Consider the following 15,775-nt stretch of genomic DNA (forward strand, 5'->3'; position numbering starts at 1 on the left):
GGGACTGTGAAAAGTTCATTCTTCTTTGAAAAGGATGGGTATGATGAATAAAGAGCAATTGATGGAAAGTGCACGCAGTATGAAGGAGAGAGCTTATGCTCCCTATTCCAAATTTCCGGTTGGAGCTGCATTATTGCTGAAAGACGGCACGGTCATTAATGGTGTGAACGTGGAAAATGTTTCGTTAGGTGCAACGAATTGTGCCGAGAGAACAGCTATTTTCACTGCAATTGCTAATGGTTACAAAAAAGGTGATTTTCAAGCTATAGCTGTAGCTGGTGATACGGCAGATTTTCTTCCGCCGTGCAGCATCTGCAGGCAGGTGTTAGCTGAGTTCTGCATGCCTGATATGCCAGTTTACTTAACTAATGAGAAAAAAGATATACTGGAACTGACATTAAAAGATTTATTGCCGTACGCGTTTACGGATTTAGAGATGTAGCATAAAAAGAGGGCAAGTTTTGAGAGATATTCACTCAAAGCTTGCCCTCTTTATTTTACACGGCGGTAACCACTCTATTTCTTCCCTCTTGTTTAGCCTTGTATAATGCCTGGTCCGTTTTGTTCATTAACTCTGAAAAGCTATCCGCTGCAGCGGGAAAGCTGCTAATTCCCATGGAAACAGTGATTGGTTTTCCGGAGGGGCTTAAGGTGTATTCAGTGATTTTCCTTATCCGTTCTCCAACAGATTTCGTGATGTGAATATCGGTTTCTGGAAGGATGATTAGAAATTCTTCGCCGCCTATGCGGAAGCAAAGATCACTTGCTCTCGTTTCCCTCTTAACTAATTCAGAAAGAAATTTTAATACATCATCTCCCACTTGATGGCCAAACTGGTCGTTTACTGCTTTAAAATGGTCAATATCAAATAAAATGATGGAGTACCTATCGAGCTCCCTTATCTTTTTCTCTAAAAAACGCCGGTTATAGAAACCGGTAAGCGGATCCAGGTTCGACTCACTTTCTGCATTCGTCAGTTTGGTCTGATAAAAATCCACAGCTATTAAAATTGCACGTTTTAATTCCCTTAACTCAAAATACCAGCCGGGAATTTGCGGTGCAGGACGAGATGGTTCGGTCGTCATCTGCTTTGCGTATAAAGCTAGATTTCTGATCGGATTTACAATTTTTTTCAGCATGATCAGGGATAAGGCGAAAACAAACAGCATAAAGAGAATGGCAATCAAGCTTACTTGCCTGGCCATTTCAAAGGTTGGCTCCATTACTGACTCTTTAGGAGTCTGGGATACAATGCCCCATTTGCTTGTTGAGGTAGCTGAGGCATATCCGGCAAGCATGGCTATGCCTTTCGTATTCGTGACTTCCAGATTTCCGTTTCTTCCTTCTAAAACTTGCTGTATCACTTTGTTTTCTTTCACATTATCGTTAATTCTTTTTTTATCCGGATGATAAATAATATTACCTTCAGAATCAACCACATATACATAAGAGTTATTTTCATGCTTTGGATGCTGCCCCAGAATCTGGATGAGGCTGTTATCTTCATGTAAATAGATGGTTCCGGCAAGAAATCCCTCATACGATCCGCTTTTATCAAAAACGGGGACAGAAATAAGCATAATTAATTTTCCGGTTACACCTACATAGGGCTTTGATATTATAGGAACTTTCTTTTCGAGAGATTTTTTTGCACCGACACTAGTTAATTTTGTTCCATTTAAAGCCATATCAGGAGCAGATGCCACGACGCGGCCAGTCTTGTCAGCAAAAAATGTAGAATTGAAATAGGTAGTGGACTGCAGTATGAAATCTAACTCTTTGTGGATTTTTCGGGAATCGTTCGTCAAAAGATCTTCATTTCGTGCTTCCATCGTCAGATTTTTAATCATATTGACAAAAAGAGAATCTGTAACAGCTGCGAGTTTTTGAGCATAATATTGGTTTTCTATTAAATAATTTTTCTCCAGGTTGTTCTTGCTGACCACTACACTAGAAATGACACTCCCTGCATAGGTGCCAAGCATAGCAAAAGCCAGTAAGCCTAAAATTAGCCACTGGATGCGTAATCTGATAGGTTTTTTCATATCTTTTCACCGATAATAAAGTGCTATTATTAGTTCAAATAGCCTACTAAAATATACCATGAGATTTGTATGACTCACAACAAGAAATAAGCAATTTACGGATACTAGAAGGAATTTCCAATTATTAAAAGAATTGAAAATAAATGAATGGAAGTTGAAAATTAATATAAATATTAGTGTTAGGGGATACTGTCTGATTCTTAATCAGCTGTGAGGAGGTGCCGTTCATGATCGAAAAGGATAATAAAGTGAATAAAAAAGCGATTTGGGCAATCGGGGGTTTGCTTTTTGGCGCAGGTGTTGGTGCCATATTAGGGATCATAGCTTACAATCAGCAATGGCTGGGGTGACTGGGGAGTAAAGTGGTTCCCGTTTCTGGATAGTGCGGGAACCTTTTTTATTGATTTCTAATACTATTATATGTGTGAAATGGGGGATACCATGTCAAAGTATATTAGTATTTTCTTCTTAGGCGCGTTGGTAAGTGTCGTATTCTTTTTTATCTTTGGTTCAGTATATATGGACGGAGGCGACCCTGCAGAAGAAGCGGTATACACATTCGGAACAATCATTGTCTTATTTCTGTCTTTTGTTATTTCACAGATATATTATTTAATTGATTTGCTTAAAAAGGACCAGTAATTCACTGGACACATCGGATACTCTACTTTATTTCCTTCAAGCCCTGCCCTTCAAGAATATCTCGAATACCTTCTTCACAAACTCCATAAGACCGCCAGGAACAGGTTTCACAAACAGTTTGTATATCTGAGGGAACGGTATATTTTTGGATGTTGGACTCGATGTCCTGCCAATACAGGATTTGCCCGATTTTAAGCCCTAATTTCTCAAGAATAACGGCATCTCTTTCATAAATATCATCGTGTTCACAATGGTATTCACCTGAATTGGGATACTTTTCACAAAGGTGATCCGGCCCTTTAACAAGCTGTATCCATGTCCTGGGATTGTCTCTCAAGGTTTGATGCATACGGGTCATATTTTCCACATATTCCTGAGAGTAGCCCATTCCCCGATAGCCCAGAAGGCAAAAGAGATGATGGCCACGCAGCTTATACATAAAATCCCCCCATTGTTCGATTAGATAAATGGTTAACTAAAATGATAAATAGGTTAACATAATTATTTATATTATCATATATTTTTGCCTTATGAACAATGATTGAAAAGTGGAGAAATGGGAATATGTAATAGAATCGAATGTTAACTTTATAAATGAGCACATTGATTGTTGACGCAATTCATTTTGGTTTTTATAATCTTATCAAGTGATAGGGTTCGCTTACTTGAAAGGGATTTTGTTTATGTTACTAAATGCAAGCGATACGCATAAAAAAATTGTGAAAGCAGCACATAAGCTTTTTATGGATTTAGGGTATCGGGCGGTTTCCACAAGGAGAATTGCTGAAGCTTGCGGCATTACGCAGCCTACCCTTTATCATCATTTTTCCAATAAAAAGGCCATTTATATGGAAGTGCTTAGGACTGAACTGGTTGATATGCAGAACGCTTTAAGCAGAATTATTAAGCGCTTTGAGGGTGATATTGAAGAATGTTTATTTCAGGTCACTTATTATATTTTAATCAATAAGCCTCCTTCAATGGGCCAGATGTTTCATGATATTCAAAAAGAATTAGATCAGGAGCATCAGGGAATCGTCCGGAAATGGTGGATGGAATCTTATCAGGATCCGATTGCCTCGATCTTTGAAAAAGGGATTAAAGATCATAAGCTGCGCGATCCAGCGGAAATAGGGTCCGACCCGGTTTCATCGGCGTACCTGCTGTTAAGTCTGATTTCATCAAGGAATACTGATTACAAATTGAAAGAAAGCCTGGCGAAAGAACAAGCCAGATTTTATGTCAAAGTAATTCTTTATGGTTTATCGCAGTCTAACTGCCCGTAAAGGCCCGAAATACGAACAAAGACTAAAAACGCCACGTCCTCCCAAAAGCTGCCGCTTTCGGTCGTGCGATGTATCGCTGCCGTAGCTTTCCTTGTCCTGTGGCAACGTCTTTGTGACCCGCTTCCTCCCAAAAGCTGTCGCATTTGGTCGTGCGATGCTCATGCTGACGAAGCCTTCCTTGTCCTGTGGGCCTCAACTAACAATCAGCGGGGATAAAGCCCCCACTGATTGAATCGGCATTAACGGAATAACGATTATTAGCTTTAACAAACTGGCTTGTTAAAGTTTTTTTTTGGAAACAGTCTATCAATTGATAGGTTTGTATGGTTTTTGTATAATTTATTTATAAATTAAATATAAAGGAGATTAAAAGATGAGTTTTTTAACTAAGTTCAGTTTAAAGAATGCCGTTGCGGTCTTTATCATTTCATTTTTATTAATCACTGGCGGTATTTACTCTTTTTCAAAATTAAAAGTGGATCAATTTCCTGATATTGAATTCCCGCAGATATCCATTGAAGCGGTATACCCTGGTGCATCTCCATCTGATGTGGATAAACAGGTAGTTTCAAAGCTTGAAGATCAGCTGGATTCCATTGAGGGTGTAAAAAAGATGACCAGTTCTGCTTATGACAGCATTGGGATCATTAACCTGGAATTTCCGTTTGATACAGATCTCGATAAGGTTGAACAGAAGGTGAATTCGGTTATTGATGAAGCCGGATTGCCTGAAGAGGCTGAAGTGAAATTAAACCGGCTCTCTTTTGGATCTTTTCCCATTTATAATATTTCTTTTTTCAGCAAGGACGGGGAAAGCATAGAAGCTGTCATGAAGGATGGCGTCATTCCTGAATTAAATAAAATAGAAGGAATTAACAGCGTATCTGTTGCAGGGTTAACTGATAATCTTGTTCAAATTACGGTCGATAAAGAGAAAGCAGCAGAAGCAGGATTATCACTCAGCAGCATTAAAGAGCAGATCAATGAAAAATATCTTTCTTTCCCGGCAGGTGAGCTGACGGAAAAGGAAGAGCAAATACCGATCCGTGTAGAAGAAAATCTTGATTCTATTGCAAATCTGGAAAATCTTCAGCTTCAGCCTGCTTTTGGCGGTGCTCCAGCTGAAGGGGCCGGTGCCGGCGGAGAGCAGGGAGCCCGGCAATCTGCTGATATTTTGCTGAAAGATATTGCAGACATTGAGCCAATAACAGATAAAAGTGAATTAGCCCGTTATAATCTGAAAGAATCTTTATCCATGGCGATCACGAAAAAGCAGGAAGCCAACACTGTTGAAGTGGCAGACAAGGTGACGAGTGTACTGGAAAAATACAATGATCAGCTCGACTACGAGATTGGCATCGACTCTGCCAAGGATATTGAAAAGTCTGTCAGCACATTAGTCAAAGAAGGGCTGTTAGGGGCACTATTTGCGTCCATTGCCGTTCTGGTTTTCCTTCGCAATGCCAGAGCGACCATTATCGCAGTCGTTTCCATTCCTTTGTCCATTCTGATTGCAGCGATTTTTCTAAACCAAATGGACATCTCATTAAACATCATGACACTGGGCGGAATGGCTGTAGCTGTAGGGCGTGTGGTGGATGACAGTATTGTCGTCATTGAAAATATCTTCAGGCGGGTCCGCAAATCCAATGAGGGAATGTCCGATAAAATTATTCTGGAATCCACCAAAGAAATATTAAAGGCGATCACCTCATCAACATTAACGACCGTTGTGGTTTTCCTTCCAATCGGCTTTGTTGGCGGGATAACAGGGAAATTCTTTTTGCCTTTTGCTTTAACGATTGTGTTCTCACTGTTAGCATCGCTGCTGGTTTCCATCACGATTGTGCCGATCCTGGCAAAATTTTCGTTCAAGAAAGTGCCGGCTGAAGAAAAAGAGGGAGCCCTTCAGAGGTTTTATGGCCGTTTAATTGAAAAATCGCTCAATCATAAGTTTATTATCTTATTTATTTCTTTCGTATTGCTTGTTGGCTCATTTGCGGTTGTGCCTTCATTAGGATTTACATTTATTCCTAATGAACAGTCGAAAACGCTGACAGCATCGATTGAATTGCCATCATCCGCTTCCCTGGAAAAAACAAATACCATCTCACTGAAGGTGGAAGAGATGCTGGATGAGCAGAAAGAAGCGGCGGATGTTACAGCCGCTATAGGAGCCCGGGATTTTGCCACAGGACTTCGGCTTGAAAACAAAGCAAGCTATTTTGTTAACTTAAAAGATAATGTAAATGTGGAGAAAACGATCAAATCAATTGAAAGTAAAATAGAAGATATCTCAGATGAGGAAAACGCTGATTTGAAGATTAGTGTTCAGGAGCTGGAAACAGGCGGGCCTCCTTCGAATAATAATGTGGATATTGACTTGTTTTCCAATGATTTAGAGGCATTGCAGAAGGCTTCCAAGCAAGTGGAAGAGTATATGAAGGGAAATAAAAACCTGAAATATATTACGAATAATTTCAGCGAAAAGCAAAAGCAATTTTTAGTGGAAATAGATTCTGAGAAAGCTAGTGAATATGGTTTGTCAGGATTCCAGATTCTTGGAACTGTCAGCGATCAGACGAAGCCTGTGAATGTCGGGACGCTGCTGCTGGATGATAAGGAGCAGGAGGTTCAGCTGTCCTTTGATAAAGAGCTCGGGTCAAAAGATGAACTGGAGGAGGTCACCCTATTCTCTCAAAGAGGGCCAGTCCCGCTTTCGGAAGTCGCTGAAGTTAAGGAAATGGATACCTTCACATCGATTCAGAAGCTGGACAGCAAGGTTTATGCCCGTGTTTCAGGCCAGGTAAAGGGAAATGATGTGCAGGCAGTATCATCAGAGATCAAGGCGGGAGTCGAAAAGCTTGATCTTCCGGATGGAGTGTCCTTAACGAGCGGTGGTGGCAATGATGAAACAGTGGAGATTTTCCAATCACTTGGGATTTCCATTCTTGTGGCAATCGGGCTTGTGTATTTAACCATGCTGATTACCTTTGGTAAAGCCCGTATTCCATTTATTATCCTTTCATCACTCATATTTGTTCCGATAGGTTCGCTTGTATCACTTTACCTTATTAATGAGCCTCTTTCTGTAAGTGTAATGATTGGCTTCCTGATGCTGATTGGAATTGTCACAACGAATGCGATTGTGCTTGTCGACCGGATCGGGCAGAACAGAACGAAAGGTTTGCCTATTAGAGAGTCGTTAGTTGAAGCTGGGAAAACAAGGCTACGACCAATTTTAATGACAGCATTTGCGACCATTGCCGCATTGATCCCGCTGGCATTGACCACCTCATCAGGAACCCTTATTTCAAAGGGTCTTGCGGTAACGGTTATTGGCGGTTTAACATCATCCACACTGCTGACATTAATTATTGTTCCTGTTGTGTATGAATTATTTTTCCTGAAGACGTCTAAGATAGAGAGAAGAGCTGAGGGGAAATAGGATGGAGGGGAACACTCCATCAGGAATTTATTTCTGCCTGTATTGAATTACTCATCACAAGTTGGTATATTAACATATATATGTAATCAATGATGTGATCAAGTAAATAAGGATTGTGAAACAGAAAATATAGCCTGGGCTGAGAGCTATATCACCCCTCCTTATTGAAACCTGCCACGGAGATGTTAGGAAAAAGCTAACCGGGTCGTTTCGTTATTAACGATTAGAGGGCTTTAGATTTTGTAAAAGCCGAACTAAGGTGGTACCGCGTCTATTAGCATAAAGACGTCCTTTTGAAGGACTCTTTATGCTTTTTTTATTCTTAAAAATATTTTCAGGAGGAAAACAAGATGTCTCAAAACACCAACAACTTTACAAAATGGTATCTGGATACGATACAAAAAGCAGATTTATTTGATTACACCCCTGTTCGCGGGTGTATCGCCTTTAAGCCTGATGGCTATGAAATTTGGGAGCATATTCAGGCTGAGATGGATAAGCGTTTTAAGGAAACCGGCCACCGCAATGCCTATTTCCCGATGCTGATTCCGGAGAACTTTTTTCAAAAGGAAAAGGATCATATTGAAGGATTTTCGCCGGAGCTTCCATGGATCACAGAAGCGGCAGGAGAGAAGCTTGAGGAGCGTCTGGCACTTCGCCCAACTTCTGAAACAATGATTGGACATTTGTATTCCGATTGGATTAAAAGCTACCGGGATCTGCCGGTCTTAATCAATCAATGGGCGAATGTATTCCGCTGGGAGAAGAAAACTCTTCCTTTCATCCGCACATCAGAATTTTTATGGCAGGAAGGCCATACAGCGCATGTGGACGAAGAAGATGCGCGCAAGGAAACAATGCAGATGCTGGAAATCTATAAAGAAGTGGTAGAAGGCTTGCTTGCGATTCCGGTTTATGATGGGCAAAAAACACCATCCGAGCGCTTTGCCGGTGCAGTTGATACATTCTCCATTGAAGCGATGATGAAGGATGGAAAAGCGGTACAGGCGGGAACTTCCCATTACTTGGGCACAAAGTTTGCGGAAGCTTTTGATATCAAATATTTGAACAAAGAAAATAAACATACTTTTGTCCATACAACATCATGGGGTACATCCACACGGTTAATCGGCTCTGTCATCATGGTTCATGGTGATGAACAAGGCCTTGTTCTCCCTCCAAGAGTAGCACCGACTCAAGTCGTGCTGATTCCAGTCGGACCATGGAAAAAGAACCCTGCGATTATGGAGAAATTAGATGAAGTGTTTGCTGCATTGAAGGCAGAAGGAATCCGCGTACGCCTTGATGATTCCGATCAATCACCAGGCTATAAATTTAATGAGTGGGAGCTAAAAGGCGTGCCTGTCCGCATAGAGCTTGGACCTCGTGATTTAGACCAAAATCAATGCTTAATGAAGGCGCGTGATCTTGGGGATAAAGTGGCCGTACCGCTTGATTCGATTATTGAAAGCATCAAAAAAGAGCTTGAAACGATGCAGACTCGTCTTTTAGAAAAAGCAAAAGAATTCCGCGCTGAGAATTCGCACACACATATCGATACTATCGAGCAATTAGAACAGCACATTGCCCAATCTGAACAAAATGATGCCATCCCAGGCTGGATCTTAGCCGGATGGTGCGGTGAAGATGCATGTGAAGAAAGTGTAAAAGAAAAAACGAAATTCACGACACGGAACATCCCGTTCAACCCGCCGTCCACCAAGGATACTTGCATCCATTGTGGAAAAGAAGCGAAGCATACGGTTTGGTTTGCCCGGGCTTATTAATCTGGGAATGTGGAATATTGATCTTAGGCCGCCTCACTCAGGCGGCCTTTTTCTTATGGTTTCAAAAGCATTATGGATTAACAATATTAAATTTTTTTCTTTAGATATTCTGTTATAATTAAATATATCTAAAAATTTAGATAAATAATTGACTCCATTTTAGGATACAGATATTATGACAAACAAATATACTGGCGAAAAAAACATAGAGGAATATATCCGAAAAATTTTAAAGGTGTTGAAAGGGGAAAACGATTTGAATCAAACCTTATTAATTATTGATGCCCAGCAGGAGTTAATCGATGGGAACCTGGAAGAAACGGCTATTTTTAATAAAGAGCGCCTTATTGGGAATATCAATTTAGTGATTGAAAAAGCAAAACAATCAGGTGTTCCAGTTGTCGTTGTAAGGGATTTAGATGTTGCGGAAGGAAAAGGGAAAGGATTTCAGGTTCATGAAGATATTAAAGTGCCTGCAGAATCAAAGTATTTTGATAAAACGGCAACCAATTCTTTTCATGGAACAGGACTGCTGGATCACCTTAAATCCCAAACGGTCAAGCATGTTGTGATAATGGGATGCAAAACCCAGCACTGTATAGACAGTGCAGTTAGAACCGCAACGATTAGCGGATTGGATGTCACATTAGTAGGTGATGGACATTCAACAACGGACAGCAATGCTTTATGTGCAGAGCAAATTATTAAGCATCATAATGAAACGCTTCACGGCCATTACAATGTGGAACACTTTTCAGTTGTCAGAAATGCAGAGGAAGATCTGTTCCATCCGATACATGATTCTTATAGGTAAAGTGAAATGATAATTAGCATTAACAATAGAGTCCCAATTTCATATTAGAAATTGGGACGTTTAGGTGAGAACTTCAAAAACCTATATCCCTAAAGTAGGAGCGTGAAGGAATCTTTCGAAAAATCAAGGTTCCTATCCCCGGACTTTCTCCCCTTTTTTCGCTTTTAGTATCCAGTCTATGAATTGTTCCCGATCGCATAAGAGGGTATTGTTTGCTTTAGCATATTCAATTGCTTGCGGGGTGAAACGCTCGTTTGTGATAACCCAACATTCACCAGCCTCATAAATATCCAATTGTTTTAAAGTTTTCTGAACAAGGCGAATTCCTATCTCTCTTTTATGGCTTTTGACTTTTACAATCGCTTGATTGCCTGTTGGATGGGTCAGTAAAAAACTTATATCCGGATTTTCATCATCCGGCTTTGTTATTGTATACCCTAATTTAGTTAAAAGGGGGATGGTGAAATCCTCTAATTGCTCATCCGAAAGTTTGCTGATTTTCCAGATTTCCGAATCCACTTCCCTTTTCTGAATTCGGCGGAACCAAAACAATCCGTAAAGAAGATAAAAAATTACTCCTCCCAAAAAAGCCATAATCGCATTTTCCCAATTGTTCGTTTTTATAAATACAATTATCGGCACCAGAATGATTATAATCCAAAGTAAATTATGATAACGATAGTTCAAGCTAATCCACATCCTCCATTTTAAATCTGCTAATCTTGTTATAACATATGGGATAAACAAAATTGGAAGAATAGGAGAAAAATTTCTGGGTAAAATTTACAATAACGAACATGTGTTTTATAATATCATTATCAGAATGGGGAGGTAGAATACTTGAGGCCGGAACTAAAAAGGGATTTGGATGTGCAAGCTTTCCACAGCTTTTATTGGTTGAAAAAAGAGCTGCAAAATTTTTGCAGAGAAAACGGAATGAGTGCTGCTGGATCTAAAATGGAAATTACGGATCGAATAGCTGCATTTCTTCAAACAGGAGAAATAAAAAAACCGGTAAAGAAAAAAAGTCTTCTGGCTAAAGAAGTAAAATTATTAGAATTAACTTTAGATACCGTTATTACAGAAAACCACCGTTGCAGTCAGAATGTAAGAGTTTTCTTCAAATCGGTTATTCCTAGATTTCATTTCTCGACTTATATTCAAAATTATTTTAAAGAAAATACCGGAAAAACATATCGTGATGTTGTTCATGCTTGGCACGAAGAGGAAGAAAGGAAAAAAGACCCTTCTTATACGAAACAAATAGGCTCTCAATTTGAATATAATCAGTTCATCAGAGATTATTTTGCAGACCCGAAAAACAAAGGCAATAATCGTGAAAACGCCATAAAAGCCTGGAATGAATTAAAAAAACAGCCTGGCAGCAATAGATACAGAGGCTAGTCTTTGTGAGGCAACCCTAATTGTGAATCCATGTAAGTTTCATAAGGGAGGTTCTTGAATGAAGATTCGACTTACTGCATTTAGCGATGATTGGGCCCTAATGTATCAAAATGAAGTTCAATTTTTAAAATCCATCTTTAAGGATGAAATCATTAAGTGTGAACATTTTGGGAGCACTTCAGTCCGGGGGATGAAGGCAAAGCCTGTAATCGATATGATGTGTATTGTGAGAAACATCGAGAAGATAGATGAATTTACTGAAAAGATGAAGAAGCTTGGATACGAATCTGCAGGGGAATGGGGCATTACAGAGAGAAGATTATTTCGTAAAGGCGGGGAAAATCGAACTCATCATATACATTTCTATCAATCTGATAACCCCCAAATAGAACGGCATCTTATCTTTAGAGACTATCTGCGGACCCATCCTGATGAAGCGGAAAGGTATACGAATTTTAAGGAAGAATTGGCACAAAGGTTTGATGACACGACTGATTATAGCCAGGCGAAAAAGGTGTTTGTGAAAGAGATGGAGCAAAAGGCGCTTGATTGGTTTGCAGGTGTAAGAGACTTCACTGCCGATAAATAGCGGTTTACTTACATTCCTTTTCCAGTAGGCATTGGCGGGAGGTTCTCTGGAGCCTGGAGAGACATTGGAAGAGGTGGCTAAGAGAGAGCTGTTTGAAGAAACTGGGTTAACAGCAAATGAACTGATGTTGTTTAATATCTATTCAGGAGAAGAATTTTACTATAAATATCCTCACGGTGATGAAGTGTATAATGTCATTACAGCCTATATCTGCAGCAACTATGATGGAGAACTTACAGTGGATACCGAAGAGGTAAAAGATTTACGTTTTTTTCATGTCCATGAGATTCCCTCGAATATAAGTCCTCCAGATCGTAAAGTGATTAAGGATTATATTAATTCAATTTAGAAAGGAGTTCCGAAGAGGAGCTCCCTTTTTTCTTCATTGGTCCTCATAAAAAATTAAAAATTGAAACAATTTAAGATTTCAGCCGTATAGTTAGTAATAAAGGAGGTTTGGTGTGTTGAAGCATCTAACTATCGGGATCGTTTTCTCAATAACTGGTGTATTATTATCACTTGGTTTTTGGGAATTAAGTAAGGCTTACTTAGTGACAGGAGCCATTGGATTATTTTTTATAGCCATCTCTGTTCTTATGTCAGGTTCTATAGCTGGTCCCCATCGGATGAGGGCAGGCTTGGAAGCACAAGATTCTCCTGACGAAAGACGAAAGCGGAAAAGAACAAGCATCGGCTCAGTTTTAATTGGCCTGCCAAATATTATGATTGCGCTGCTTCTGTATCTTTTCTTAAGCTAAAGTTTAACTATAAAGGCGGCCTTTCAAACCAGGGGAGTGAACCTATGTGGTGGTTAGTGATTTTTATTGCTGGAATTATACTATTTGCTATATTTATTGATTGGAGACGCAGGAAAAATAATAATAACCCTCTTACCCCAACAAATCCGAACACAAAGCCAGGGGAAAGTTCAAATTATTTAATGGGAGATAATAAGGACACAGGAGGATTTCAATAATTTCATAAACTAATTGTTCGTGGCTCCAGTTAACTGCAGTTGAAAAAGCAAGTCAAGAAAAGTTTAGGGGTGAATTTATGGAGAAAATCATAGTGAAAACAGGAATCTATTCATTTATTGTTTCCTTTTTCTTATTGGTCGCCTTTATGAAGCGAATCGAAAGTACAAAAGATGTTGATGGTATGACTTCAAGTATTATCACACCATTTCCTGAGTTCTTTTTTACTATTTTTCGATATTCTGTAATCACTTCCATTATTGCCGTTATCATTGCAATTCTTTATTTGTTTTCAATGAGGGAAAATGATTAACAAACGAAGCTGCCAATCCAGGGCGGCTTCTTCTTTTTAAACAAATAGGTCTTTGAAGAGGCAAATAGGATGGGGTTCAAAGGAAGGTGCCTTTTCAAAATAAATGAAACTTATATCCGACTCATTCGTCTTAGCATTAAAGTGATAATGGGGTGGGGAGTGTGTGAGAAAGATCAGGGATGATGATTCATTAGAAGATCGTGAAGTTTGGCTTGAGATGATTATGGGTGATTACGGTGAACGGCTCACAAAGCTTGCTTATAACTATTTGAAGGATTGGAAGCTGGCGGAAGATATTGTTCAGGATGTATTCATCACATGTTACCAAAATTATGACAAAATCGATGAAGTGACCTCGTTTAAATCATGGATTTATCGATTGGCTATTAATAGATCAAAGGATGTCCTGAAGAGTCATGCGTTTCGGAAAGTGGTTCTGAATTCGAGCCTGTTTTCTTTATTTTCATCAAAGGAATTGCCGCCGGAAAAGGAACTGCTGAAGCGCAGCGAGGAAGAATTTCTTTCCTTGTGTGTTTTGTCTTTGCCTGTGAAGTACCGGGAAGTTGTTACTCTCTATTATTATGAAGAATGTACGATTGAAGAGATCCAGGGACTAATAGGAGTAAACCAAAATACGATTAAAACGAGATTGAGCAGAGGCAGGAGGAAGCTGAAAAAAATGATGGAGAGGCGGGGATATAATGGAGAGCAAGCTTAGGCAGCTGCGGCGGGCCATGGACTCGACAACTCACAAGGGCGAGCACTTTACGGAATTTCAAAAAATAAATATTAGAAAAGCGCTCCATTCCGATAGAAGAGAGATGCCAACAAAAAAGCCTCATAAATTCGTTATATTAGTCATATCCACTTTTGCCATCTGCCTCTTAGCTTTCTTAGTTTCAACTGAGACATGGGTCAGGCAGGATCAAAACCAGATACATGGCGGTACAGCTGGTGAATGGAACATCCGGCATGAATATAAGGTGAATCAAAAGATGAGATTCAGCATATTACCCGATCCTTATCTGAAAGCTGGAACGCCTTATGGCTATATCTTTAGTTTCCAGGAGCCTTTTAACACGTATAAAGGAAAAGAGCTTTCCATTTCTGCCTTTCATAAAGAAACTAGTGAAAGAATACAAGTCTTACCTCAGCAACAAATAATAGCACCTTCTCCCGGGTACCAAAGTTTGCAGCGGTTCACGACGACATTCACCCTTCCTTACGAAGGCCTGTGGAAGTTTGAAGTGTACCTGGATGGCATATCCTATGGGGATGTAGTGGTCAGTGTGGCAGAAAAAGCTAAGGATGACCCTATTACACTGCCTCAGGATATACCTGATTTTGTTCAGGTGAGCGATTTTGACACTATTGATTGGAAGAGAAAAGCTGTGGAGTTCGGCAGCAGGGGCATAATTGGAAATGAAAACAAGTCCGGGGTGATTGGCGCTGGCATGCCCAGTTTAAACGGCCAAAAGTGGATGTGGCATTTGTGGGGCGTTGAGAATGTTGATCTGACAATCGTTGGCTTTCATAAAGAATCGCAGACAGTTCATCCCATTTTAACAAATGGAATGGGATGGACCATTCACGCTTATGGTCCAAACAACGGGGCGGATGCCCATACACCATCTTCTGTTAAGATTCCTAAAAAGGGAGAATGGGCTATTTTGCTTTATGTGGATGGGGAGTTATTTGATGAATTGATTTTTGATATAAGAGAATGAAGAAGCAAATAGAAAGCTATCTCTGGATAATGATAGAGATAGCTTTTGTTTGAACTCTGGCCTCTTATTCTGAAAAAGCTTTTGAATAATGAACAACCCCGGCAACATTTTTAAGAGCATTCTCTGTTAACTCCAGAGCCATGAATATTTCGTCAGGCACTTCAAAAGGGGCATGAATATTCCAAAGACTGGCTGGCTTAAAGCCGAACTTTGGATAGTAATTTTTATGGCCTAAAACGATTACGGAATGATAACCGATTTCTTTGGCCTTGTTAAGTACAGTACGTATCAATTGGCTCCCGATGCCTTTCCCCTGATAACCGGGACGAACAGAAAGTGGGGCAAGTGCAAGAGAATCTCCCGCTTTCTCACCATCCGATATTTTGATTTTAGATAAAAGAATATGGCCCACAATCTCTTTAGATTGAGTTAACGCCACTAAAGAAAGCTCTGGAATAAAAGCATCTGATTTTCTGAGCCTTTTGACAAGAAAATGTTCTGTTTTGTCGCTGTATTCTTCATGTAAAAAAGCCTCTTTTACCATTTCTTCAGTCGAATCATAGTCTGCAGGGAGTTCTTGCCGAATTAAGATATCCATTTGTAGTCTCCTGTTCTTTAAGTGATGATAAAGTTTCAATATAAATGGCACTTTCTCATGGAGAAAGTGTTACTTCACCAGCTCTAAACATAAGTTCAACAAACAAAAACCTCCAATTTGGGATGATTTCATTTTATTTACATATGCT

18 protein-coding genes, 1 pseudogene and 1 other annotated feature are annotated in these 15,775 nt (G+C 39.7%); of the genes and pseudogenes, 15 read left to right on the top strand and 4 right to left on the bottom strand.

The window, feature by feature from the left end:
• Nucleotides 1-43: 43 nt before the first annotated feature.
• Nucleotides 44-442, top strand: coding sequence for a cytidine deaminase (locus ACTHRG_RS12990; RefSeq protein ID WP_076259982.1), 399 nt, complete (start codon nucleotides 44-46; stop codon nucleotides 440-442).
• Nucleotides 443-497: 55 nt separating this feature from the next.
• Here the strand turns inward: ACTHRG_RS12990 and ACTHRG_RS12995 are convergent, their stop codons facing one another.
• Complete coding sequence (locus tag ACTHRG_RS12995) at nucleotides 498-2,045, bottom strand: sensor domain-containing diguanylate cyclase (protein WP_076259979.1); 1,548 nt, start codon at nucleotides 2,043-2,045, stop codon at nucleotides 498-500.
• 227 nt (nucleotides 2,046-2,272) lie between these two features.
• On the opposite strand from ACTHRG_RS12995, the gene ACTHRG_RS13000 reads away from it, so the two are divergent.
• Together ACTHRG_RS13000 and ACTHRG_RS13005 are read left to right on the top strand one after the other, a co-directional pair.
• Nucleotides 2,273-2,395 (top strand): CrcB family protein, encoded by a 123-nt coding sequence (locus ACTHRG_RS13000; protein ID WP_139325635.1) that lies wholly within the window; start codon nucleotides 2,273-2,275, stop codon nucleotides 2,393-2,395.
• Nucleotides 2,396-2,486: 91 nt separating this feature from the next.
• Nucleotides 2,487-2,687: a hypothetical protein gene (locus ACTHRG_RS13005; RefSeq protein WP_076259977.1), complete on the top strand. Its 201-nt coding sequence runs from the start codon at nucleotides 2,487-2,489 to the stop codon at nucleotides 2,685-2,687.
• A gap of 22 nt (nucleotides 2,688-2,709) precedes the next feature.
• Here ACTHRG_RS13005 and ACTHRG_RS13010 read toward each other — a convergent pair whose 3' ends face one another.
• The gene (locus ACTHRG_RS13010; RefSeq protein ID WP_076259974.1) at nucleotides 2,710-3,126 is read right to left on the bottom strand and encodes a DUF1284 domain-containing protein; all 417 of its coding nucleotides are present in this window, start codon (nucleotides 3,124-3,126) and stop codon (nucleotides 2,710-2,712) included.
• Nucleotides 3,127-3,370: 244 nt separating this feature from the next.
• On the opposite strand from ACTHRG_RS13010, the gene ACTHRG_RS13015 reads away from it, so the two are divergent.
• From ACTHRG_RS13015 to ACTHRG_RS13030, 4 genes are all read left to right on the top strand, one after another.
• Nucleotides 3,371-3,973: a TetR/AcrR family transcriptional regulator gene (locus ACTHRG_RS13015; protein WP_076259971.1), complete on the top strand. Its 603-nt coding sequence runs from the start codon at nucleotides 3,371-3,373 to the stop codon at nucleotides 3,971-3,973.
• A gap of 373 nt (nucleotides 3,974-4,346) precedes the next feature.
• Nucleotides 4,347-7,421 carry an efflux RND transporter permease subunit gene (locus tag ACTHRG_RS13020; protein ID WP_076259969.1) on the top strand — a complete coding sequence of 1,025 codons (3,075 nt, stop codon included), beginning with the start codon at nucleotides 4,347-4,349 and terminating at the stop codon, nucleotides 7,419-7,421.
• An 80-nt stretch (nucleotides 7,422-7,501) separates the two neighbouring features.
• Nucleotides 7,502-7,717 (top strand) — a binding site (T-box leader).
• A 54-nt stretch (nucleotides 7,718-7,771) separates the two neighbouring features.
• Complete coding sequence (gene proS, locus ACTHRG_RS13025; RefSeq protein ID WP_076259966.1) at nucleotides 7,772-9,208, top strand: proline--tRNA ligase; 1,437 nt, start codon at nucleotides 7,772-7,774, stop codon at nucleotides 9,206-9,208.
• Between the two features lie 256 nt (nucleotides 9,209-9,464).
• Nucleotides 9,465-10,022, top strand: coding sequence for an isochorismatase family protein (locus ACTHRG_RS13030; RefSeq protein WP_076260122.1), 558 nt, complete (start codon nucleotides 9,465-9,467; stop codon nucleotides 10,020-10,022).
• A gap of 132 nt (nucleotides 10,023-10,154) precedes the next feature.
• Here ACTHRG_RS13030 and ACTHRG_RS13035 read toward each other — a convergent pair whose 3' ends face one another.
• Entirely contained in the window at nucleotides 10,155-10,709 is a 555-nt protein-coding gene (locus tag ACTHRG_RS13035) for a restriction endonuclease (protein WP_286148875.1), read from the bottom strand.
• Between the two features lie 153 nt (nucleotides 10,710-10,862).
• Between ACTHRG_RS13035 and ACTHRG_RS13040 the strand changes: the two genes are divergently transcribed.
• From ACTHRG_RS13040 to ACTHRG_RS13075, 8 genes and pseudogenes are all read left to right on the top strand, one after another.
• Nucleotides 10,863-11,426, top strand: coding sequence for a DUF6434 domain-containing protein (locus ACTHRG_RS13040; protein ID WP_076259961.1), 564 nt, complete (start codon nucleotides 10,863-10,865; stop codon nucleotides 11,424-11,426).
• Between the two features lie 58 nt (nucleotides 11,427-11,484).
• The gene (locus ACTHRG_RS13045; RefSeq protein ID WP_076259959.1) at nucleotides 11,485-12,015 is read left to right on the top strand and encodes a GrpB family protein; all 531 of its coding nucleotides are present in this window, start codon (nucleotides 11,485-11,487) and stop codon (nucleotides 12,013-12,015) included.
• A 31-nt stretch (nucleotides 12,016-12,046) separates the two neighbouring features.
• Nucleotides 12,047-12,364, top strand: a pseudogene (locus ACTHRG_RS13050) (NUDIX hydrolase); the annotation flags it as partial.
• Between the two features lie 112 nt (nucleotides 12,365-12,476).
• Complete coding sequence (locus ACTHRG_RS13055; protein WP_286148872.1) at nucleotides 12,477-12,773, top strand: DUF5316 family protein; 297 nt, start codon at nucleotides 12,477-12,479, stop codon at nucleotides 12,771-12,773.
• Nucleotides 12,774-12,817: 44 nt separating this feature from the next.
• Nucleotides 12,818-12,991 carry a hypothetical protein gene (locus tag ACTHRG_RS13060; RefSeq protein ID WP_175609125.1) on the top strand — a complete coding sequence of 58 codons (174 nt, stop codon included), beginning with the start codon at nucleotides 12,818-12,820 and terminating at the stop codon, nucleotides 12,989-12,991.
• 77 nt (nucleotides 12,992-13,068) lie between these two features.
• Entirely contained in the window at nucleotides 13,069-13,302 is a 234-nt protein-coding gene (locus ACTHRG_RS13065) for a hypothetical protein (RefSeq protein ID WP_076259954.1), read from the top strand.
• 163 nt (nucleotides 13,303-13,465) lie between these two features.
• Nucleotides 13,466-14,020, top strand: a complete 555-nt coding sequence (locus ACTHRG_RS13070; protein ID WP_440231286.1) for a sigma-70 family RNA polymerase sigma factor — start codon at nucleotides 13,466-13,468, stop codon at nucleotides 14,018-14,020.
• Entirely contained in the window at nucleotides 14,004-15,029 is a 1,026-nt protein-coding gene (locus tag ACTHRG_RS13075) for a hypothetical protein (protein WP_440231287.1), read from the top strand. Before ACTHRG_RS13070 ends, ACTHRG_RS13075 begins: the two co-directional genes overlap by 17 nt.
• A gap of 64 nt (nucleotides 15,030-15,093) precedes the next feature.
• Here the strand turns inward: ACTHRG_RS13075 and ACTHRG_RS13080 are convergent, their stop codons facing one another.
• Entirely contained in the window at nucleotides 15,094-15,627 is a 534-nt protein-coding gene (locus ACTHRG_RS13080; RefSeq protein WP_440231318.1) for a GNAT family N-acetyltransferase, read from the bottom strand.
• Nucleotides 15,628-15,775: the final 148 nt, after the last annotated feature.

The organism is Cytobacillus sp. SAFR-174 (assembly GCF_051964675.1).
In the GTDB taxonomy this organism is placed as follows: Bacteria; Bacillota; Bacilli; order Bacillales; family Cytobacillaceae; genus Cytobacillus.

Coding starts and splice junctions, on each gene's coding strand:
- ACTHRG_RS12990 (WP_076259982.1), top strand. CDS start 44: ATGAATAAAGAGCAATTGATGGAAAGTGCACGCAGTATGAAGGAGAGA.
- ACTHRG_RS13045 (WP_076259959.1), top strand. CDS start 11,485: ATGAAGATTCGACTTACTGCATTTAGCGATGATTGGGCCCTAATGTAT.
- ACTHRG_RS13020 (WP_076259969.1), top strand. CDS start 4,347: ATGAGTTTTTTAACTAAGTTCAGTTTAAAGAATGCCGTTGCGGTCTTT.
- ACTHRG_RS13010 (WP_076259974.1), bottom strand. CDS start 3,126: ATGTATAAGCTGCGTGGCCATCATCTCTTTTGCCTTCTGGGCTATCGG.
- ACTHRG_RS13065 (WP_076259954.1), top strand. CDS start 13,069: ATGGAGAAAATCATAGTGAAAACAGGAATCTATTCATTTATTGTTTCC.
- ACTHRG_RS13005 (WP_076259977.1), top strand. CDS start 2,487: ATGTCAAAGTATATTAGTATTTTCTTCTTAGGCGCGTTGGTAAGTGTC.
- ACTHRG_RS13015 (WP_076259971.1), top strand. CDS start 3,371: ATGTTACTAAATGCAAGCGATACGCATAAAAAAATTGTGAAAGCAGCA.
- ACTHRG_RS13060 (WP_175609125.1), top strand. CDS start 12,818: ATGTGGTGGTTAGTGATTTTTATTGCTGGAATTATACTATTTGCTATA.
- ACTHRG_RS12995 (WP_076259979.1), bottom strand. CDS start 2,045: ATGAAAAAACCTATCAGATTACGCATCCAGTGGCTAATTTTAGGCTTA.
- ACTHRG_RS13075 (WP_440231287.1), top strand. CDS start 14,004: ATGGAGAGCAAGCTTAGGCAGCTGCGGCGGGCCATGGACTCGACAACT.
- ACTHRG_RS13080 (WP_440231318.1), bottom strand. CDS start 15,627: ATGGATATCTTAATTCGGCAAGAACTCCCTGCAGACTATGATTCGACT.
- ACTHRG_RS13000 (WP_139325635.1), top strand. CDS start 2,273: ATGATCGAAAAGGATAATAAAGTGAATAAAAAAGCGATTTGGGCAATC.
- proS (WP_076259966.1), top strand. CDS start 7,772: ATGTCTCAAAACACCAACAACTTTACAAAATGGTATCTGGATACGATA.